Source organism: Luteimonas sp. gir (assembly GCF_037198055.1).
Taxonomy (GTDB): Bacteria; Pseudomonadota; Gammaproteobacteria; order Xanthomonadales; family Xanthomonadaceae; genus Luteimonas; species Luteimonas citri_A.
The window spans coordinates 59528-77488 of the sequence record NZ_JBBAXQ010000001.1; the positions used below are offsets into that span (position 1 = coordinate 59528).

17 protein-coding genes are annotated in these 17961 nt (G+C 70.3%); 12 read left to right on the forward strand and 5 right to left on the reverse strand.

Annotation, left to right across the window (positions count from 1 at the left end):
* Positions 1-22: 22 nt before the first annotated feature.
* Positions 23-2803 (forward strand): glycerol-3-phosphate 1-O-acyltransferase PlsB, encoded by a 2781-nt coding sequence (plsB, locus tag WAF18_RS00335; protein ID WP_337243336.1) that lies wholly within the window; start codon positions 23-25, stop codon positions 2801-2803.
* Here plsB and WAF18_RS00340 read toward each other — a convergent pair.
* A complete protein-coding gene (locus WAF18_RS00340) occupies positions 2800-5652 on the reverse strand; it encodes a protein kinase (RefSeq protein WP_337243337.1) in 2853 nt (950 codons plus the stop codon). The two genes, plsB and WAF18_RS00340, sit on opposite strands and share 4 nt — an antisense overlap.
* Before the next feature lie 154 nt (positions 5653-5806).
* Between WAF18_RS00340 and WAF18_RS00345 the strand changes: the two genes are divergently transcribed.
* Complete coding sequence (locus tag WAF18_RS00345) at positions 5807-6424, forward strand: ECF-type sigma factor (RefSeq protein WP_337243338.1); 618 nt, start codon at positions 5807-5809, stop codon at positions 6422-6424.
* A gap of 136 nt (positions 6425-6560) precedes the next feature.
* Complete coding sequence (locus WAF18_RS00350) at positions 6561-7187, forward strand: helix-turn-helix domain-containing protein (protein ID WP_337243339.1); 627 nt, start codon at positions 6561-6563, stop codon at positions 7185-7187.
* 55 nt (positions 7188-7242) lie between these two features.
* Here WAF18_RS00350 and WAF18_RS00355 read toward each other — a convergent pair whose 3' ends face one another.
* Entirely contained in the window at positions 7243-7452 is a 210-nt protein-coding gene (locus WAF18_RS00355) for a YdcH family protein (protein WP_183425272.1), read from the reverse strand.
* A 147-nt stretch (positions 7453-7599) separates the two neighbouring features.
* On the opposite strand from WAF18_RS00355, the gene WAF18_RS00360 reads away from it, so the two are divergent.
* Complete coding sequence (locus tag WAF18_RS00360; protein ID WP_337243340.1) at positions 7600-8178, forward strand: hypothetical protein; 579 nt, start codon at positions 7600-7602, stop codon at positions 8176-8178.
* 37 nt (positions 8179-8215) lie between these two features.
* Here WAF18_RS00360 and WAF18_RS00365 read toward each other — a convergent pair whose 3' ends face one another.
* The gene (locus WAF18_RS00365; RefSeq protein WP_337243341.1) at positions 8216-9880 is read right to left on the reverse strand and encodes an ATP-binding cassette domain-containing protein; all 1665 of its coding nucleotides are present in this window, start codon (positions 9878-9880) and stop codon (positions 8216-8218) included.
* Between the two features lie 212 nt (positions 9881-10092).
* On the opposite strand from WAF18_RS00365, the gene ttcA reads away from it, so the two are divergent.
* The 3 genes from ttcA (at position 10093) to WAF18_RS00380 (ending at position 12815) form a co-directional block, all read left to right on the forward strand.
* A complete protein-coding gene (gene ttcA, locus WAF18_RS00370; protein ID WP_337243342.1) occupies positions 10093-10986 on the forward strand; it encodes a tRNA 2-thiocytidine(32) synthetase TtcA in 894 nt (297 codons plus the stop codon).
* A gap of 109 nt (positions 10987-11095) precedes the next feature.
* Positions 11096-11998, forward strand: a complete 903-nt coding sequence (locus tag WAF18_RS00375; RefSeq protein ID WP_183425268.1) for a recombination-associated protein RdgC — start codon at positions 11096-11098, stop codon at positions 11996-11998.
* A gap of 37 nt (positions 11999-12035) precedes the next feature.
* Entirely contained in the window at positions 12036-12815 is a 780-nt protein-coding gene (locus WAF18_RS00380) for a SprT family zinc-dependent metalloprotease (protein WP_337243343.1), read from the forward strand.
* Between the two features lie 30 nt (positions 12816-12845).
* Here WAF18_RS00380 and WAF18_RS00385 read toward each other — a convergent pair whose 3' ends face one another.
* Positions 12846-13694: an alpha/beta hydrolase gene (locus WAF18_RS00385; protein WP_337243344.1), complete on the reverse strand. Its 849-nt coding sequence runs from the start codon at positions 13692-13694 to the stop codon at positions 12846-12848.
* Complete coding sequence (gene hemH / locus WAF18_RS00390) at positions 13691-14683, reverse strand: ferrochelatase (protein ID WP_337243345.1); 993 nt, start codon at positions 14681-14683, stop codon at positions 13691-13693. Before hemH ends, WAF18_RS00385 begins: the two co-directional genes overlap by 4 nt.
* Before the next feature lie 160 nt (positions 14684-14843).
* Between hemH and WAF18_RS00395 the strand changes: the two genes are divergently transcribed.
* From WAF18_RS00395 to WAF18_RS00415, 5 genes are all read left to right on the forward strand, one after another.
* Positions 14844-15704, forward strand: coding sequence for a lipid-binding SYLF domain-containing protein (locus WAF18_RS00395; RefSeq protein ID WP_337243346.1), 861 nt, complete (start codon positions 14844-14846; stop codon positions 15702-15704).
* Positions 15705-15798: 94 nt separating this feature from the next.
* Entirely contained in the window at positions 15799-16026 is a 228-nt protein-coding gene (tatA, locus tag WAF18_RS00400; protein ID WP_183425263.1) for a Sec-independent protein translocase subunit TatA, read from the forward strand.
* A 24-nt stretch (positions 16027-16050) separates the two neighbouring features.
* Positions 16051-16515: a Sec-independent protein translocase protein TatB gene (gene tatB / locus WAF18_RS00405; RefSeq protein ID WP_337243347.1), complete on the forward strand. Its 465-nt coding sequence runs from the start codon at positions 16051-16053 to the stop codon at positions 16513-16515.
* Complete coding sequence (tatC, locus tag WAF18_RS00410) at positions 16499-17257, forward strand: twin-arginine translocase subunit TatC (protein WP_337243348.1); 759 nt, start codon at positions 16499-16501, stop codon at positions 17255-17257. Before tatB ends, tatC begins: the two co-directional genes overlap by 17 nt.
* A complete protein-coding gene (locus WAF18_RS00415) occupies positions 17254-17949 on the forward strand; it encodes an RDD family protein (protein ID WP_337243349.1) in 696 nt (231 codons plus the stop codon). Before tatC ends, WAF18_RS00415 begins: the two co-directional genes overlap by 4 nt.
* The last annotated feature ends 12 nt before the right edge of the window (positions 17950-17961 follow it).

Genomic DNA, 17961 nt, shown 5'->3' on the forward strand with positions numbered 1-17961 from the left:
CGCGCGGAGCCGCTTGGGCATAATGCCGCCGATGCCCGACCAACCGACCTTCCCCTTTCCCGACGACGCGCGCCCCCGGCGCGACGGCGATGACGCCGCCCCGGTACCCGCCGCCGCGCTGCCGGAACCCACCGCGGCACCGGCCGATGCAGGCGCTCGCGCCGCGCACGAGGCTCCGCAGGCGGATGCTGCGAGCCCGGCGCCGGCCGCCGATGCGCCCCCTGCCGCCGACGCGCGTACGCCCCTGGTGGCGCGCCCTGCGGCCACGCCCCGCCGCGCCGCACGCCGGCCATGGTGGGCCGGTCTGCTCGACCGGCTCCTGCGCCCCTGGATCGGGCTGAAGGTCGAACCCCAGGCCCCGGAGACGCTGGTCGACCACCGCCCGGTCTGTTACGTGCTCGAGGACTACGGCCTGTCGAACGCGCTGATCCTCGAGCGCGCCTGCCGCGACGCCGGCCTGCCGTCGCCGCTGCAGCCGCTACCCGGCGATCCGCTGGGGCGCAAGCGCGCCTACGTCGCGCTGTCGCGGCGCAACGCCGGCAGTGCGCTGGCGCTGGCGGCCGGCAAGCCGCCATCGAAATCGACGCATTCCGAATCGCTCTCGCGCCTGCTCGAGGCGCACCGGCTCGATCCCACGCTCGACGTGCAGGTGGTGCCGGTCTCGATTTTCGTCGGTCGCTCGCCCGACAAGGCCAACGGCTGGTTCTCGGTGCTGTTCTCGGAGAACTGGACGATCGTCGGGCGTTTCCGTCGCTTGCTGTCGATCCTGCTCAACGGCCGCGACACGCTGGTGCGCTTCGCCGAGCCGGTCGCAGTGCGGCCGCTGCTCGACGAGGACCTGGGCGCCGAACGCACGGTGCGCAAGCTCTCGCGCGTGCTGCGCACGCACTTCAACCGCATGCGCGAGGCCATCATCGGCCCCGATCTGTCGACCCGCCGGCTGCTGGTCGACAAGGTGCTCGCCGCGCCGTCGGTCAAGGACGCGATCGCCGACCAGGCGCGACGCGACAACAGCCGGCCGGAGGATGCCTGGAAGAAGGCGCACGCCTACGCCTACGAGATCGCCGCCGACTACTCGCACCCGCTGGTGCGTTCGGCCAGCTTCCTGCTGACTACGGTGTGGAACCGGATCTTCCGCGGCGTGCTGGTCCACCACCTGGACCGCTTCAAGGAAGCCGCGCCCGGGCACGAGATCGTCTACGTGCCCAGCCACCGCAGCCACATGGACTACCTGCTGCTGTCGTACCTGCTCTACGGCCGCGGCATCGTGCCGCCGCACATCTTCGCCGGCGTCAATCTCAACCTGCCGGTGATCGGCACACTGCTGCGCAAGGGCGGCGCGTTCTTCGCCCGGCGCAGCTTCCGCGGCAATGCGCTGTATTCGGCGGTGTTCTCCGAGTACATGGCGCAGCTGGTCGGCGGCGGCTATTCGATCGAGTACTTCATCGAGGGCGGTCGCTCGCGCACCGGCCGGCTGCTGCCGCCCAAGGGCGGCGCGCTGGCGATGACCCTGCGCGCCTATCTGCGCGAGCCGCGCAAGCCGGTGCTGTTCCAGCCGGTGTACATCGGCTACGAAAAGCTGATGGAGGGCAGCAGCTACCTCGACGAGCTGTCGGGCAAGGCCAAGAAGAAGGAATCGATCTGGCGCTTGCTGTGGGGCATTCCGCAGGTGCTGCGCAGCAACTACGGCCAGGTGGTGGTGAACTTCGGCGAGCCGATCCACCTCAATGCGGTGCTCGCCGAACTGGCGCCCGACTGGGACGGCCGCGCCGTGCCCGAGGACGCCAAGCCGGCGTGGCTTGCGAGCACGATCGACGTGCTGGCCCAGCGCATCCACGTCAACATCAACCGCGCCGCCGACGTCAATCCGATCAATCTGCTCTCGCTCGCGCTGCTGTCCACGCCCAAGCATGCGATGGGCGAAGCCGACCTGCTGGCGCAGATCGCGCTGTCCAAGCAGCTGCTCGACGACGTGCCGTATTCGGACCGGGTCACGCTGACGCCGCACACCCCGGCGGAGATCGTCGCCCACGGCGAGGAGATCGGCGTGCTCGAACGCGTCGCCCACCCGCTGGGCGATGTGCTGCGGGTCGGCGACGACGAGCAGGCGGTGCTGCTGACCTACTTCCGCAACAACGTGCTGCACCTGTACACCGCCTCGGCATGGATCGCCTGCTGCTTCCTGCACAACCGCCGCATGAGCCGGCATACGCTGCTGCGCCTGGGGCGCACGATGTATCCGTTCCTGCAGGCCGAGCTGTTCCTGCCCTGGACCGAGGATGCCTTCGCCGACCGGATCGAGCGCACCTTGGCCACCTTCGTGCGCGAAGGACTGCTCGAACCGCTCGCCGACGACCATGACGGCGATCCGGTCTACGCCCGCAACGCCGGACAGAGCGACGAGGTGTTCCGGCTGCGTGCGCTCAGCCACCCGCTGCAGCAGGCATTCGAGCGCTACTACATCGCGATCTCGGTGCTGGCCAAGAACGGTCCGGGCACGCTGGGCGCCGGCGAACTCGAGGGCCTGTGCCAGTTGGCCGCGCAGCGCCTGTCGCTGCTCTACGCGCCGGCCGCACCGGAGTTCTTCGACAAATCGCTGTTCCGCGGCTTCATCCAGAAGCTGCGCGAACTGGGCCTCGTCCGGCTCGACGGCAACAGCAAGCTGGTGTTCGACGAGCGTCTGACCGCACTGGCCAAGGACGCGAAGGTGATCCTGGGCCGCGAGCTGCGGCATTCGATCGAGAAAGTCAGCCCCGAAGCCGTGCGCGCCGAACCGGCACCGCCGGCCGCCGCAGTCGATTAAGGCGATCGCGCCGCGGTCCGGTCGACGGGCGCGGCGTCGCTGCGGTGTGCGGCCCGTACGGCGTCGATCATCGCATCGCTATCGGCGATCAAGCCCGGCTTGTCCAACTTGATCGCGATCGCGCGGCTGCGCTGCGCAGCATCCAGCGCCTCGTTGGGGCGCTGCCGCTTCAGCAGCCAACGTGCCTGCATTGCCAGCACGCTGTGCAACACGCCATCGGCGAACATCGTGCCGGTTGCGGCCGCATCGCGTTCCAGGCCGGTCAATGCCGCGAGCGTGTCCGTATCGTTCTCGCCATAGCGCACCAGAAATCCGCATTCGGCCAAGCGGACCATCATCGCGTCCTGGCTGTCGGGCCCGAACTGGCGCGCGGCGTCGCGCTTGCCCAGCACCAGCTGACGCGCCGCCTCGGCCTTGCGACCCGTGGTGGCGAGCAGCATCGCATAGCCACCACGGTGATGCGCCGAGACATCGCCGTGCGCCGCGACACTGCTTGCGATCGCAGCCCCGAGCGTATCGCGCGCCCGGATCAGGTCGGGATCGTCGGCGCCGTCACCGGCCCGCGCCCAAAGGTGGCTGGCCATCAGGAAGCGCGCCTCGAGCGTGAACTCCTGATCCGGCCCATAGTGCCGCTGGTAGATACGCAGCGCGCGTCCGGTCCGCTCGAACGCGCGGGGCATGTCGCGCGCATACGCGGCCAGATGCCCTTGGGCCATGTACGCGCGCGCGACAGCGGGATGGTCCGCCCCCAGCGCCTCGGCCAGAATGCGCTCGGCCTGGTCCGCGGTCTCGCTTGCGCCGGCCAGATCGGCGTTGAGGATCTGGATGAAGGCGAGTTCGGCCAAGGCCATTCCGGTCTGCGGATGGCGCTCGCCCAGGGTCGCGCGCCGCCGCTCGATCAGTTGGTTCGCCAGCGCCAGCGCGCGTTGCTCGCGCCCAGGCTGGCGCGACGCGCGCACGGTGCGGATCAAGGATTCGCGGGCGTCATCGGCCAGGATAGGGGCCGTGTCGTCGGTCAGTGCGATCGCACGCAGCAGGTCGGCCTCCGATTCCTGCATCCGCATGCGCCAACGCAGCCAGATTCCGCGCTGGGTCAGCAACTGCGCAGTGATGTTGTCGGCCACCGCCGGCGGCAGGCGCCCCGCTTCGCCGATCGCCTGATCGAGCGTCGCGAACGCGGCCTGCGAGCGACCCTGTCCCGACTCGGCCACCGCGCGCTGCGCGAGCAGCCGCAGGTGGGCGAGCCGGTGCTGATCGGTCAGCCGGACCGGCAACCGCGCCAGGCCCACCGCGACGGTCGCTTCGGCTTGGGCATGCTGCGCCTGGAGATTCTGGAGATGGGCCAGCGTCGCAAGGTTGAAGGCAGCGGCAAGAGGATTCCCCGAATCGATCAGCGATTCGGCTTCGCGCGCCAACCGCTCCGCCCGCCGGTAATCGCCGGCCACGGCCCAACTGCGCGCAAGCACCGACAATCCCCGCGCCCGCATGCCGGCTGCATCGGCGCCTCCGGTCTGGCGGCGTAACCCCGACTCGAGAGAGGCCAACAATGTCGACCGGGCTGGTGGCAAATCTCCCAGTTCGGACGTCGCGGCCGTGCCCAGCATGGACTCGAAGAACCGGTCGGCCTGGCTGGCAATCGCCGCCTCCCGACTTGCGCGCCACAGATGTCCGCCAAGCAGGCCGACGATCACCATCGCCATGGCGGCGCCTGCCGGCACCAGAACCCGTTTCAGGCGCGACGCAGGGACTGGTGCAACGCGCCGCAACCAGGCCGTCAGCGCGTCGGTCAGCGCCTCGACACTTGCAAATCGCTGCTCAGGGCGGGTGGCGACAGCGCGCAGCACGATGGTATCGAGGGAGCCACGCAACTGCCTGACCAGCGCGGCAGCCGATGAGGCGCCGCGCGCGCGGACGGCCGACGCATCGAGTGCGGCCGCCCATGACGACGGCGCCTGCGGGGTCCCCGATGCCAGCGGCGTGGCGCAGGGGCCGTCGCCCGCCAGCAGTCGGCACAGCAGCACACCGAGTGCATAGACGTCCACGCGCACATCCCTCGACCCATTCGCCAGTACCTCGGGAGCGGTGTAGCCACTGGTCATCGCCAGCCGCTGCGTCGGCGCGAGCGCGTCGGACGCCATCAGTACCGACAGCCCGAAGTCCAGCAGCCGTGGACGGCCTTGGTGGGTCACCAACAGGTTCGACGGCTTGATGTCCTGGTGGACGATGCCGCGCTGATGGGCATAGGCGACCTGGTCACAGGCTTCGACGAACAATGTGACCCGCTCGCGGATCGACAATGCCCTGGCATCGCACCATTGGTCGATCGCGAGCCCGTCGATCAGTTGCATGGCATACCAGGGGCGACCGGCTTCGTCCACGCCGCCGTCCAGCAACGGCACGATGTCGGGATGGGTCAGACCCGCCAACACGTTGCGTTCGGCGAGAAAGGCGTCCACCAGGTCCGCCGAGAGCAGATCGTCGCGGATGCACTTGAGCGCAGCGACCTGCCGCAGTTGCGCATCCCAGCGCTGCGCACGATAGACCGTGCCCATGCCCCCCCGCCCCAAGACGCCGGTGATCTCCCACGCGCCGATTCTGGTCCCGATACGCGGATCGCTTTCGGGTCGCGGACCCTGGATGTCCAACAGCGCCGATATCTCGGGAAACGGGGCGTCAACGATGACGTGCTCACTGCGATCAGCCTCGAGCAGGGCCAACAGCGCGGCATGCAACGCGGGGTCGGACACCGCCAGTCGGGCAAGCTTTCTCGCCCGCCACCAACGCGGCAACCGCACATAGACGTCGAACAGATCGAGCGCCCGCCGTTGGGTCCCAGGCTCGCAAGGCAACGGTGTCTCGATGGCGGATCTCCTTGATGCGTCCCCCCCGATGGCGGGATCGACTAGCATGCATCGCCCGTGATCGGCAGTCAGGATGGAAAGCGAATCCGACCTCATAGACGCGACAATGCCCCGCTCCCCGGCACGCCCGGAGACGGCCGCGATGCGCAACGATGATGCGCTCGATCCGGCGATCGCCCGCCTGCTTGCCGACGCCAGCCACGGAGACGCCACCGCCTGGGACGGGATCTACCGCCTGCTTTACGATGATCTGCATCGTATCGCCAGATCGGAGATCCGTCGGCTGGCAATCGCCACCCATTCGCCGACCTCGCTGATCAGCGAGTCCTGGCTCAAGTTCGCACGCACGCGTATTCCGGCCGCGTCGCGTGGGCACCTGGTCGCATTGCTCGCACGGGCGATGCGATTTGTGCTGGTCGACCAGGCACGGCGGGGCACAGCGGCCAAGCGTGGACGCGACGTGCTGGTCAGCGCCCCCGCCGACGCACACCAGACGCCGCACGATGCGCTGAAACTCGAGCAGTTGTTGAGCATCCACAACGCCCTGCAGTCGCTCGAGGCGCTCGACCCACGTCTGGCTCGGGTGGTGGAACTGCGCTACTTCGGCGGGCTGGGCGAGGCGGAGATCGCGTCGCTGTCCGGGCTGACCGTGCGTACCGTCCGACGCGACTGGCGCAAAGCGCGTGCCTTTCTGCAGGCGCAACTCAATCCGGACGAGGCCGCGTCCCCGCACGCCAGCCCACCGCGCGACCGTACGTAAGACGCGAAATGCACTGTTCGGCGACGGCATGTCCTGTTTCGTCGGCTTTCCACGAGGTGTTTGACAGAGGACGGCGTGCGCGGCCTGGCGCGCGCATGTCCCGCAATCCGATGTCCGACTCCTCCAGCAAGCAGGCATGCCCACCCAACCACCACACCACACGCTGGCCCGGGGCACCCCGGCCGCCCAGGACGACGCGCCCACCTGGCGCGTCATCGCTGCCCGGATCGGTCCCGATGCGGCCGGGCGCTTCGAGCGCGTCGGCGACGGACTGCGTCTGCATTTCGACGACGGCAGCGTTCTGACGATTCGACACATGTTCCCCATGGATGCAGCTTTGCCGAGCGATCCTGCGCCGCCACCCGACCGTCCGGTCCGCCCGGACGCAGCGCGTCGGTCCACGGGCGACGCCGGCCCGGCGCCCCGTCATGCGCAGCCGGGTTCGCACACATCGTCGGCGGCCGGCTGCAATACCGGTACCTGGCGACTCGATGGGCATGGCTGGCAGCTCGTCTCGCCCAGCGGACGCACCGTCGACCTCACGCTCGCCGAACGGCGATTTCTGGCTCGCCTGGCCGAGTGCGCCGGACAGCCGGTGGCGCGAGCACTCCTGATCCATTGTCTGGTCGATGATGCCGACACGTTCGACTCGCATCGCCTGGATGTGCTGGTCTATCGATTGCGGCGCAAATGCAGCCGGGATGCCGGCGCCGAGCTGCCACTGCGCACGGTGCGCGGATTGGGCTACATGCTGACCTGGTGAGTCGCCCGCCCGCCGCGCGCCGCCGATGGACGCCTGCGGCCTGCCCTGTGGCAAGTCAGGCCGGTTCGTCGGGGATCAGCGACGATTCGAGCTGTGCGATCGCATCGCGCAGCGCCAGTTTTCGCTTCTTCAGCCGCTTGAGCATGACCTCGTCATGCAGCGGATCGTGCTGCAGCCGGTCGATCAACGCGTCGAGTTCGCGATGCTCGCCGCGCAACGCGACAAGGCGCTGGGCGGGGGACTCGTCGGCACGCTCGAAAGCCATGGCGGTGAGCTTACCCGAGCGGTCGCGGCTCCGCTTGGCGCCTGCGCCCGGCCCTGCAAGAATGCGGGTCGCGCCAGTCGGGGGGTGGCGCGTCGCCCATCGTCGATCCGCGGCGCCTCCGGCCGCGTCCGCTTTGGGAAAGACACGATGCGAATCCAAGCAAGCTCTCTGTCGATCGCCTGCGCCGCGCTGCTCGCCGCCTGCGCCACCTCCGCCAGCGCCGAGTCCAAGTACGACGGCTACCTGTGCTGCAACCTGCGCAGCGACGGCAGTTGGATCAGCGACAGCAACTATGCCGAGAACGGCAAACGTGTGATCCCGGCCGGCACCCCGGCCAGTGTCACCGGCCACGGCCGCTACCGCGTCAACGTCCGGATCGACGGCCAACGCCAGTCGATCGGCAACGACTACAGCCGCGACCTGGATCTGGACACCTTTGCACGCCGCTACGTCGTGACCGAGGACCCGGCGGCGAAGATCGCGAGCTGGCCGGCCAAGGTGCAGGAGGCGGTGCGCCGCGCCAAGATCACCCCGGGCATGACCCGTGAGCAGGTCATCACCTCGCTCGGCTACCCGATCAGCAGCGAGAACCCCGACCTCGAGGCGCCGCTGTGGCGCTACTGGCTCAGCAGCTTCGCCGAGTTCCAGGTGCTGTTCGACGGCTCGGGCCGCGTGCGCGACATCAGCACCGACGCCAACACCCGCAACCTGGTCTGGGTGCCCTGACGCTGCGGCCGGCGCCCGTCGCACACGGGCGCCCGCCTCACAGCGGATGCAGGCGCAGCCCGTCCGCATCCAGCCGCAGGCCGATGTCGAGCCCGATCGCCTCGAGCAGGTCGGCATCGTGGGAGACGACGAGCAGCGCACCGGGCCAGGCGCGCAGCAGCGCGACCAGCGCATCGACGCTGGCCGGATCGAGGTGACTGGCCGGCTCGTCGAGCAGCAACAACGGTGCGGCCGGCCCGACCCACGCCGCCGCGGCAATCGCCACGCGCATCCGCTCGCCGCCCGAAAGCGTGCGCATCGGCCGCTCCACGTGGTCGCGGCCCAGCCCCAGCAATGCGAGCCGGGTCGCGATCGTCGCACGCGTCTCGTCGGGCATCGCCGCCTGCAGCCAGTCCAGTGCCCCGGTCTCGTCCGGCAGGCCGTCGAGGTGCTGGTCGAGTGTCTGCGCCGGCACCAGCGCCCGGGCCGAGCCGCTGGCCAGCCCAGCCTGGCCGAGCAGCGCGCGCAGCAGGGTGGTCTTGCCGCTGCCGTTGCGACCGGTGAGCCCGATCCGGACCGGCCCGCTCGCCTGCCAGTCGAGTGCGGCGACCGGCTGGACGCAAGTCGGATGCGCCTGCGCGAAGGCCAGCACCTGCCGGCCCGGCGGCAAGGTGACGGCCGTCTGCACGAACTGCGGCGCAGCCGGAGCATCGAACGCATCGAAGGCCGCGCGCACCGCCTGATCTCCCGCATCGAGGCGCTGCGCGAGCGCGATCCGGCGACGGCCCTGCCCGCGCTCGGCACTGTCGGCGAGGCGATCGAGCAGCAGCGGCGACTGGTTGGCGTCGCGGCCGGCGCGGCGGCCGCGGGCCTGTTGTCGTTCCAGGCGCTGGCGCTCGCGCGCGACCGCCTGCTGGGTCCGCGTGCGCTCAAGCCGCGCCTGCTGCAACGCCGCCTCGCCCTGGCGCAGGCGCTCTGCCCGCACTGCGCGCCAGCTCGCCAGGCCGCCATCGACCCGATAGAGCGCGCCGGCACGCAGCTCGAACAGCCGCGGCATCGCATGCAGCCAGGCCGGATCGTGACTTGCCACCAGCACTGCGCCGCCGCGACGCGCGAACACGTCATGCCAATACCTCGAGGCCTCGGTATCGAGGAAGGTGCTCGGCTCGTCCAGCAGCAGGATCGGCGCGGGCGAATGCGCGATCGCCAGCAGGCGCAGTTGCTGGCGCTCGCCGCCCGACAGCCGCGCCGGATCCCCGTCCAGGCCGACGCCGACCAGTCCCAGGGCATCCAGGCGCGCACGCCAGGTCGTCTCCAGCGTCCAGTCCTCGCCGACCAGGACCACATCCTCGGCGCTGCCGGCGCCGGCCAGCAGCCGGCGCAGCGCATCCAGGCGCGGGCCGTCGCCGAGCAGGTCGATCACCCGCGCCGGCCACCTCGCCGGCACCTGCGGCAGCCAGGCCAGGTCCGCGGTGCGGTGCACCCGGCCGCCCTCGGTGGAGCGGTCGCCGGCGAGTTGCCGCAGCAGGGTGGACTTGCCGCTGCCGTTGTCGCCGACCAGCGCGCTCGGCCCGGCGGGCAGGCGCAGGTCGAGACCGGCGTAGAGCACCCGCCCGTCGGCGAGCGTCGCCGTCAGGTTGCGGGCATGCAGAAGATCGGAAGGGGCGGCGTCCGACGGGACACCACCGGCCGGGGCGAGGCCCGGGGACGGAACGAAGGACATGACGTGACCTGTGCGCAGACTCGAATGGCGTCCTCGTGCGGAGGACGGCGGCTCGGATGTCGGCTCAGTGCTTCACGTCTGCGGGTCTCCAAGGGCGGCGCAACGGGCGCCGGCGGTCGGCCGCAGTATAAGGCGCGCCTGCCCGCAGCACGCGGCACGCGCGCTGAACGCAGGTCGCAGCCGCGCAGGCCGGCGCCGTTAGACTATGGGCGATGAGCACCGTCCTGCCCCTGCCAGACCCCCTGCCCCGCACGCTCGACCCGCGCCGCGCCGCGCACGAGACCCAGAAGCTGGCCAAGCGCCTGCGTCACCAGGTGGGGCGCGCGATCGCCGACTTCGGCATGATCGAGGACGGCGACAAGGTGATGGTCTGCCTGTCGGGCGGCAAGGACAGCTACACGCTGCTCAACATCCTGCTGCAGTTGCAGGCCAAGGCGCCGGTGTCGTTCTCAATCACCGCGGTCAACTTGGACCAGAAGCAGCCCGGTTTTCCCGAGCACATCCTGCCCGACTACCTGCGCACGCTCGGCGTGGATTACCACATCATCGAGCAGGACACCTATTCGGTCGTCTCGCGGGTCGTGCCCGAAGGCAAGACGATGTGCTCGCTGTGTTCGCGGCTGCGCCGAGGCGCGCTGTACACCTACGCCGAGGCCAACGGCTTCACCAAGATCGCGCTGGGCCACCACCGCGACGACCTGGTGGCCACGTTCTTCCTCAACCTGTTCTTCCACGCCAAGCTCAGCGGCATGCCGCCCAAGCTGCGCAGCGACGACGGCAAGCACGTGGTGATCCGCCCGCTGGCCTACGTTGCCGAGGCCGACATCGTCGCCTATGCCGACGCCAAGGCCTTCCCGATCATCCCGTGCAACCTGTGCGGCTCGCAGGAGAACCTGCAGCGCAAGCAGGTCGGGCTGATGATGGCGCAGTGGGAGAAGGCGCATCCCGGCCGCATCGAAACGATCGCGCGCGCGCTGGGCGACATCCGCCCCTCGCAGCTCAGCGATCCGAAGCTGTTCGACTTCCTGTCGCTGGGCAGCCGCAGCGCGGCCTTGCCCGACGCGCACGACTGGCTGGCCGGCGCACCACACGACGCCCGCGACTGAGCCGCGCCGCCGCCGCGTCCGGTGACGTGGCGGCGGTCCGCACACGCGCGAGGACGGGCGCTCCGGCTTTCTGCTTTTTCGATCCCCCATCCCCAATCACGGCCCTTCGATGTTCTTCAAGAATCTGACCCTGTTCCGCTTCCCCACCTCCGTCGACGTTTCCGAACTGGAGACCCAGGTCGGCGAGTTCCGCCTGCGCGATGTCGGCCCGCTGGAAATGTCCACGCACGGCTTCGTGCCGGCGCTGGGTCGCGAGGCCGACGCACTGACCCACCGCATGGAAGACGGCATCTGGCTGGCCGTCGGTGGCCAGGAGAAGATCCTGCCCGGCGCGGTGGTCAACGAATTCCTGGCCGTGCGCATCGAGGAGTACGAGGAGAAGAACGCACGCAAGCCCGGCGGCAAGATGCGCAAGCAGATGAAGGACGACATCCTCCAGGAGTTGCTGCCGCGTGCGTTCGTGCGCCCGGTGCGCTCGGATGCGTTGATCGACCTGGAGCTGGGCGTGATCGCGGTCAACACCTCCAGCCGCAAGAGCGCCGAGAACGTGGTCAGCCAGGTGCGCACCGCGATGGGCAGCTTCCCGGCGCTGCCGCTCAATGCCGAGACCTCGCCGCGCGCAGTGATGACCGGCTGGATCGCCGGCGAGCCGCTGCCCGACGGCCTGGCGCTGGGCGAGGAATGCGAGCTCAAGGATCCGTCCGACCAGGGCGCGATCGTCAAATGCCAGCGCCAGGATCTGCAGTGCGAGGAGATCACCCGCCATCTCGACGCCGGCAAGCAGGTGACCAAGCTGGCGCTCACGCTCGACGATCAGATCGAGTTCGTACTCGGCGAGGACCTCATCGTGCGCAAGTTCAAGCTGCTCGACGGCGCGCTCGACACGCTTGAACACACCGACGCCGACGATCGCCAGGCCGAACTCGATGCGCGCTTTGCGCTGATGCGCGGTGAGTTCAAGCGTCTGTTCAAGGTGCTCGAGGGCGCGTTCAAGCTGTCGAAGGTGGAATGAGCGCAGGCGCGCGCCGCGCGCGCCTTACACTTCACGCATGCCGCCGTCCTCGCGCTTGACCTCGTCGCCCCCCGCCGCCGTGTCGGTGCGGCGCGACACGCTCGAGGTCTGGCTCGACGATGGCCGCCGGATCGAGGTGCTGCGCATGCGCGATCCGCGCGCGCGTCGCATGCGCCTGAGCGTCAGCGAGCGGGGCGCGCGCCTGACGTTGCCGCTGCGCGCCAGTCTGGCGGCCGGCGAGGCCTTCGTGCAGCAGCACCGTGACTGGCTCGCCGCGCAGTTGGCCGAACACGGCCAGGCGCCGCCGCTGCGCCGCGACCTGACCACGCACCTGCCGCTGCGCGGCGCGCTGCTGGCGGTGGATTGGCAACCCGGCCGCTTCGCCCATGTGCGGGCGGACGATGCGCACCTGGTGTTCGTCGCGCCCACACAGGCCGGCCCGGCGGCGCTGCAGCGCGCGTTGCGCGAGTTCTACGAAGCCCAGGCACGCGCCGATGTCGCGCGCTGGCTGCCCGGCTACCTGCCGGGCCTGCCGCGCACGCCGTCGCGGATCCGGATCCGGCCGATGTCCTCGCAGTGGGGCTCGCTGGCGCCCGACGGCACACTCGCGCTCGATCTGGCGCTGGTGCTCGGCGCGCCGTCGGCATTCGAGTACGTGCTGGTACACGAGCTCTGCCACCTGGTGCATGCCGACCATTCGCGCGCGTTCTGGCGCGAGGTCGAGGCGCGTTGTCCCGACTGGCGCCGAGCACGCGACTACTTCCGCAGCGAAGGACGCCGGCTCAAGGGCACGCTGCATGCGCTGCTGACGGGCTGAGCGCCGGCCGGCGTACGCACCGCGGCGGACTCAACGCCGGAGAAAATCCCCGATCGCCGCGGCGACCGCGTCGGGCTGCTCCATGTGCAGGTGGTGCCCGCCCGGGAGCACGACCAGGTCGCCATCGGGCAGCAGGCGCGCGCGGCGGCTGCGGTCGGGTTCGGGCAGGTAGTCCTGCGGCGGATCGGCGTAGATCACCCGGGTCGGGCACTCGATGCCGGCCACAAGCGCATCGACCTGGCCGGGCGTCATGCGCACCGCGGTCGGCACGGTCAGCCGCGGGTCGCTGCACCACACGTAGCCGCCGTCCACCGTCTGCACGCCGCGCTCCACCAGCCGGCGTGCCGAGCCTTCCGACAGCGCATTGACGCGCATGCGCGCACGCACCGGCGCGTCGAGATCGGGGAACACCCGCAAGGGCCGCTCGCCCAGACCGCGTGACGAAGTCACCGCGTCGCGCAACCGCACCACGGTGTTGGCCTCGGTCTCGGGCAGGGCCCCGAGCGCTTCGATCGCGACCAGCCGCTCGATCCGCGCAGGACACGCAGCGGCCACCAGGCTGGCGATGCCCGCGCCCATCGAATGGCCCAGCAGTGCGAAGCGATCCCATTGCAGCGCATCGGCGATGTCGAGGACCTGGTGCACCGCGCCGACGAAGGTGTAGTCGGTGCCCTTGGGCATGTGCACGCTGCGGCCGTGCCCGGGCAGGTCGGGCGCGACCAGATCGAGCCCGTCCAGATGCGCGGCCAGCGGCCCGAAGCTTGCGGCGTTGTCGAGCCAGCCGTGCAGCGCCAGCACCCGACGCGCACCCGGCGTGCCGAAGCGCAGGCCGCGTACGGTGCCGATGCCGATCTCCAGTGCGAAGTCCGCGCCGCTCATGCCCAGGCGTCCAGTTCGCGGCGCAGCAGCGTCACCATCGCATCGGCATGCGCGGGCGCGTCGTTGAGGCAGGGGATGTAGCGCAGCCGTGTCCCGCCATTGGCGACGAACAGCTCGGCGTTCTGCATCGCGATCTCCTCGAGCGTCTCCAGGCAATCGGCCGGAAAGCCCGGACACAGCACATCGACCTCACGCACCCCCGCCTTGGCCATCGCCACCAGGGTCGCGTCAGTCGCCGGCTGCAGCCATTTGCCGGCGCCAAAGCGCGACTGGTAGGCCATGCGACAGTCGCCGGCATCGTCGCCGAGTGCGTCCACCAGACCGCGGAATGTCGCCTCGCAGCGCTCGGCATAGGGATCGCCCTGGTCGACGATGCGTTGCGGAATGCCATGGAACGAACACAGCAACACCTCGCCGCGGCCGTGCGCCTGGCGATGCGCGTGCACCGAAGCCGCCAGCGCCTGCAACCAAGCCGGCTCGCGGGCGTAGTCTTCGATCATGCGGACCTCGACCCCATCGATCGGGGTCTCGGCGATCCGGTCGGCGACCGAGGCGGTGGTCGTCGTCGAGTACTGCGGATACAGCGGCAGCACCAGAATCCGGCGGATGCCTTCGGCGGCCAGCGCGCGCATCGTCTGCGCCAGCGCCGGGCGGCCATAGCGCATCGCATGGACCACGCGCAGTTCGGGCATGCGCGCATCGACCGCCTCGGCCAGCCGACGCGTGTACACCGCCAGCGGCGAGCCGCCCTCGAGCCAGATCTCGGCGTACTTGTGCGCGACCTTCGGCGAGCGCCGCGGCAGGATCACCCGGCGCAGCAACGGCAACCACAGCCAGCGCGGCAGACGCACCACCCGCGGATCGGACAGAAATTCGTCCAGATACGCGCGCACCGCATCGGCGGTGGGCGCATCGGGCGTGCCGAGATTGACGATCAACACGGCGGTGGCGGCCGGCGCGGCGTCTGAGGAAAGCGGATGAGCGGACATCCGCATAGGATGGCAGGCCGGCCGCTGCAATGCAGCCGACGCGCACGTCGCACGGCGACCGGCCGAACTCACGCACGATTCATGCCGTCGTCACTAGCCTGAATCGGCCGCTCCGCGCCGCGTTGCGCCGTTGCCCCTTCTTTAGTCTCCGGAGCTCTCCATGCGCCTGTCCCCGCGTCGTTCCCTGCTGGTTGCCGGTCTCGCCGTCGCACTGGTTGCCGGTCCCGCCTTCGCCGGTCCACAGGAAGAGGCGCGCGCGCGCAATGCGGTGCGCGTGCTCAACGAAATCCAGGCGATCCCGGAGTCCGGCATTCCGGACAAGCTGCTCGACGAGGCCCGCGCGATCATCGTGATCCCCGACACCGTCAAGGCCGGGCTGGTCATCGGCGGTCGCCGTGGCCACGGCCTGCTGTCGGTGCGAACCGCCGACGGCACCTGGTCCAACCCGGCCTTCGTCAAGCTCACCGGCGGCAGCATCGGCCTGCAGGCGGGCGTGCAGTCCTCGGACGTGGTGCTGGTGTTTCGCAACGAACGCAGCCTCGAATCGATCGTCAACGGCAAGTTCACCCTCGGCGCCGATGCCGGGGTCGCCGCCGGCCCGGTGGGCCGCAATGCGGCGGCATTGACCGACGGCCAGCTCAAGGCCGAGATCTGGTCGTGGTCTCGCGCGCGCGGGCTGTTCGCCGGCGTCGCGCTCGATGGCGCGGTGCTCTCGATCGACGATGAGGCCAATGTCGCGGTCTACGGCAACACCACCACGCCGCGCGCGATCCTCGAGAACCGACCCGGCCAGGCGCCATCGGGGCCGATCGTCGATTTCCGCGACCGCCTGGAAGAGGCCAGCGCCACCGCGCGCGTGGCCCGTGGTGGCGCCGCGGTCGCCCCGCGCGCCGCGCAGCCGGCGCCGCCGATCCAGGGCGTGCCCGAAGCGACCACCGTACCGGTGCAGTCCTACGACCCGGCTCCGCAGCCGTTCGAGACCGTCAACGATCAGCCCGCCCAGGTCGAACAGCTGCCGTAAGCGAGCTTGCCCCTGCGACAAAAACGCGCGTGAGGCCGGCGAGCGCGGTCGGTGCGCTATCCTAGCCGTCCACTCGAATCAGACTGGTCCCGCCATGGGCAGTTTCAGCATCTGGCATTGGCTCATCGTCCTGCTCGTCGTGCTGCTGGTGTTCGGCACCAAGCGGCTGCGCGGCGCCGGGCGCGACCTTGGCGAGGCGGTCAAGGGCTTCAAGAAGGGCATGCACGACGACGACGTGCCGCCCGAGCGTCTCGACGACCGTTCGCGCGAGTCGGAGTCGGCCGCCGAGCGCGCACGACGCGAAGACCATACCCCGCGCTGATCGCGCGGGTCGACGTTCTCCACGATGTTCGGCTTCAGTTCCGGCGAGCTGATGATCATCGCGCTGGTCGCGCTGATCGTGCTCGGCCCGGAGCGATTGCCCAAGGCCGCGCGTTTTGCCGGGCTGTGGGTGCGCCGCGCGCGCACCCAGTGGCATTCGGTCAAGGCCGAGCTGGAACGCGAACTCGAGGCCGAGGAACTCAAGCGCAGCGTCCAGGACGCGCAGCGGTCGATCGCGGATGTTGGCACCCAGTTGCGCGATGCCCAGAGCAAGGTGCGCGACGAGTTCGACGCCGTGCGTCGCGGCGCCGCGGAACTCGCCGACGAGGCCCGCCGTGTGCCGGGCACCCCGGCCCAGACCGAGGCGCAGATCGCGTCATCGCCCGCCGACGAGCCCGAGATGCCTGCCCTGCCACCGGGCGCGATCGCAGCCGACCCGACCGCGCCCCCACGCGTCCCCCAGGAGGCCGGCGATGGCACGGCACGCTGACGACGACGCTGGCGAGGGCAGCCTGGTCGATCATCTGATCGAGCTGCGCATGCGGCTGATGCGCGGCCTGGCCGGTACCGGTCTGGTGCTGGTGGCCTTGCTGCCGTTCGCCAATCGCCTGTACGGGCTGCTGGCCCAGCCGCTGCTCGACAAACTGCCCGAAGGCGCGCATCTGATCGCGGTCGAGGTCGCCTCGCCGTTTTTCGCGCCGCTCAAACTCGCCTTCTTCACCGCGCTGGTGGTGACCATGCCCTGGCTGCTGTACCAGGCCTGGGCGTTCGTCGCGCCGGGCCTGTACAAGCGCGAGAAGCGCCTGGCGCTGCCGCTGCTGGCCTCGGCGGTCGGGCTGTTCTACATCGGCTGCGCGTTCGCCTTCTTCTTCGTGCTGCCGTCGGTGTTCCGGTTCCTGACCCTGGTCACCCCCGATGGCGTGGCGATGATGACCGACATCAACGCCTACCTGAACTTCGTGCTGGTGATCTTCCTGGCGTTCGGTCTGAGCTTCGAGCTGCCGGTGGCGCTGGTGATCCTGGTGCTGCTGGGCTGGGTGACCACCGACCAATTGCGCGAGGCGCGCGGCTACGCAGTGGTCGGCGTGTTCGTGCTGGCGGCGGTGATCACGCCCCCCGACGTGGTGTCCCAGCTGATGCTGGCCGTGCCGATGTGCCTGCTCTACGAGGCCGGCATCATCGCGGCGCGGTTGCTGGCGCCCAAGCCCGGCCCCCTGCAAGACCGCGCATGAGTGTGGGCGCGCCGACGTCGCTGCCGCGCCGCTATGCGGCCTGGTCGCTGGACGCGGCCGCGATCGCCGTGGTCGTCGTCGCGTTGCTGCATCGCCGCCTGTGCGCGGGCCTGGCCGCCTGCGGCGAGGCGCTCGACGCATTGAGCCTGACGATGGCCGGCACGATGGCCGACGCCGCCGACCGCGGCGTCGCGCCGGCAGCGCTGGCACGGACCTGGCTCGCCGACCCCGCGCTGCACGCCGCGGTCGGCCAGTTGTCGGTCGCGGTCAGCGCCTGGCTGCTGCCGCCGATGCTGGCATTCGCGCTGCTCGCGCTGATCTGGTTCGCGGGGTTCGAGGGCTCGCGCTGGCAGGCGACCCCGGGCAAGCGCCTGCTGGGCCTGCGCGTGGTCGACGACGACGGCCTGCCGCCCAGTCCCGTGCGCGCGGCGCTGCGTCAGGCCGCGGGCCTGCTGTCGTGGGCCAGCCTCAACATCGGCCACGCACTGGCCGGACTCGCCCCGCGCCACCAGGCACTGCACGACCGCATTGCCGGCACCCACGTGGTACGCGTCGATGCACGGCCGATGCCCCTGCCCGTGCGACTGTGGCTGGCGCTGCAGTTGCCGGCCTGCTTCCTGCTGCTGGCCTGGCTGATGCATGCCGTCGACCGCAGCGTGACCGCCGCGCTGGACACGACGCTGGGGCTGTAGGCCCCCGCCTGG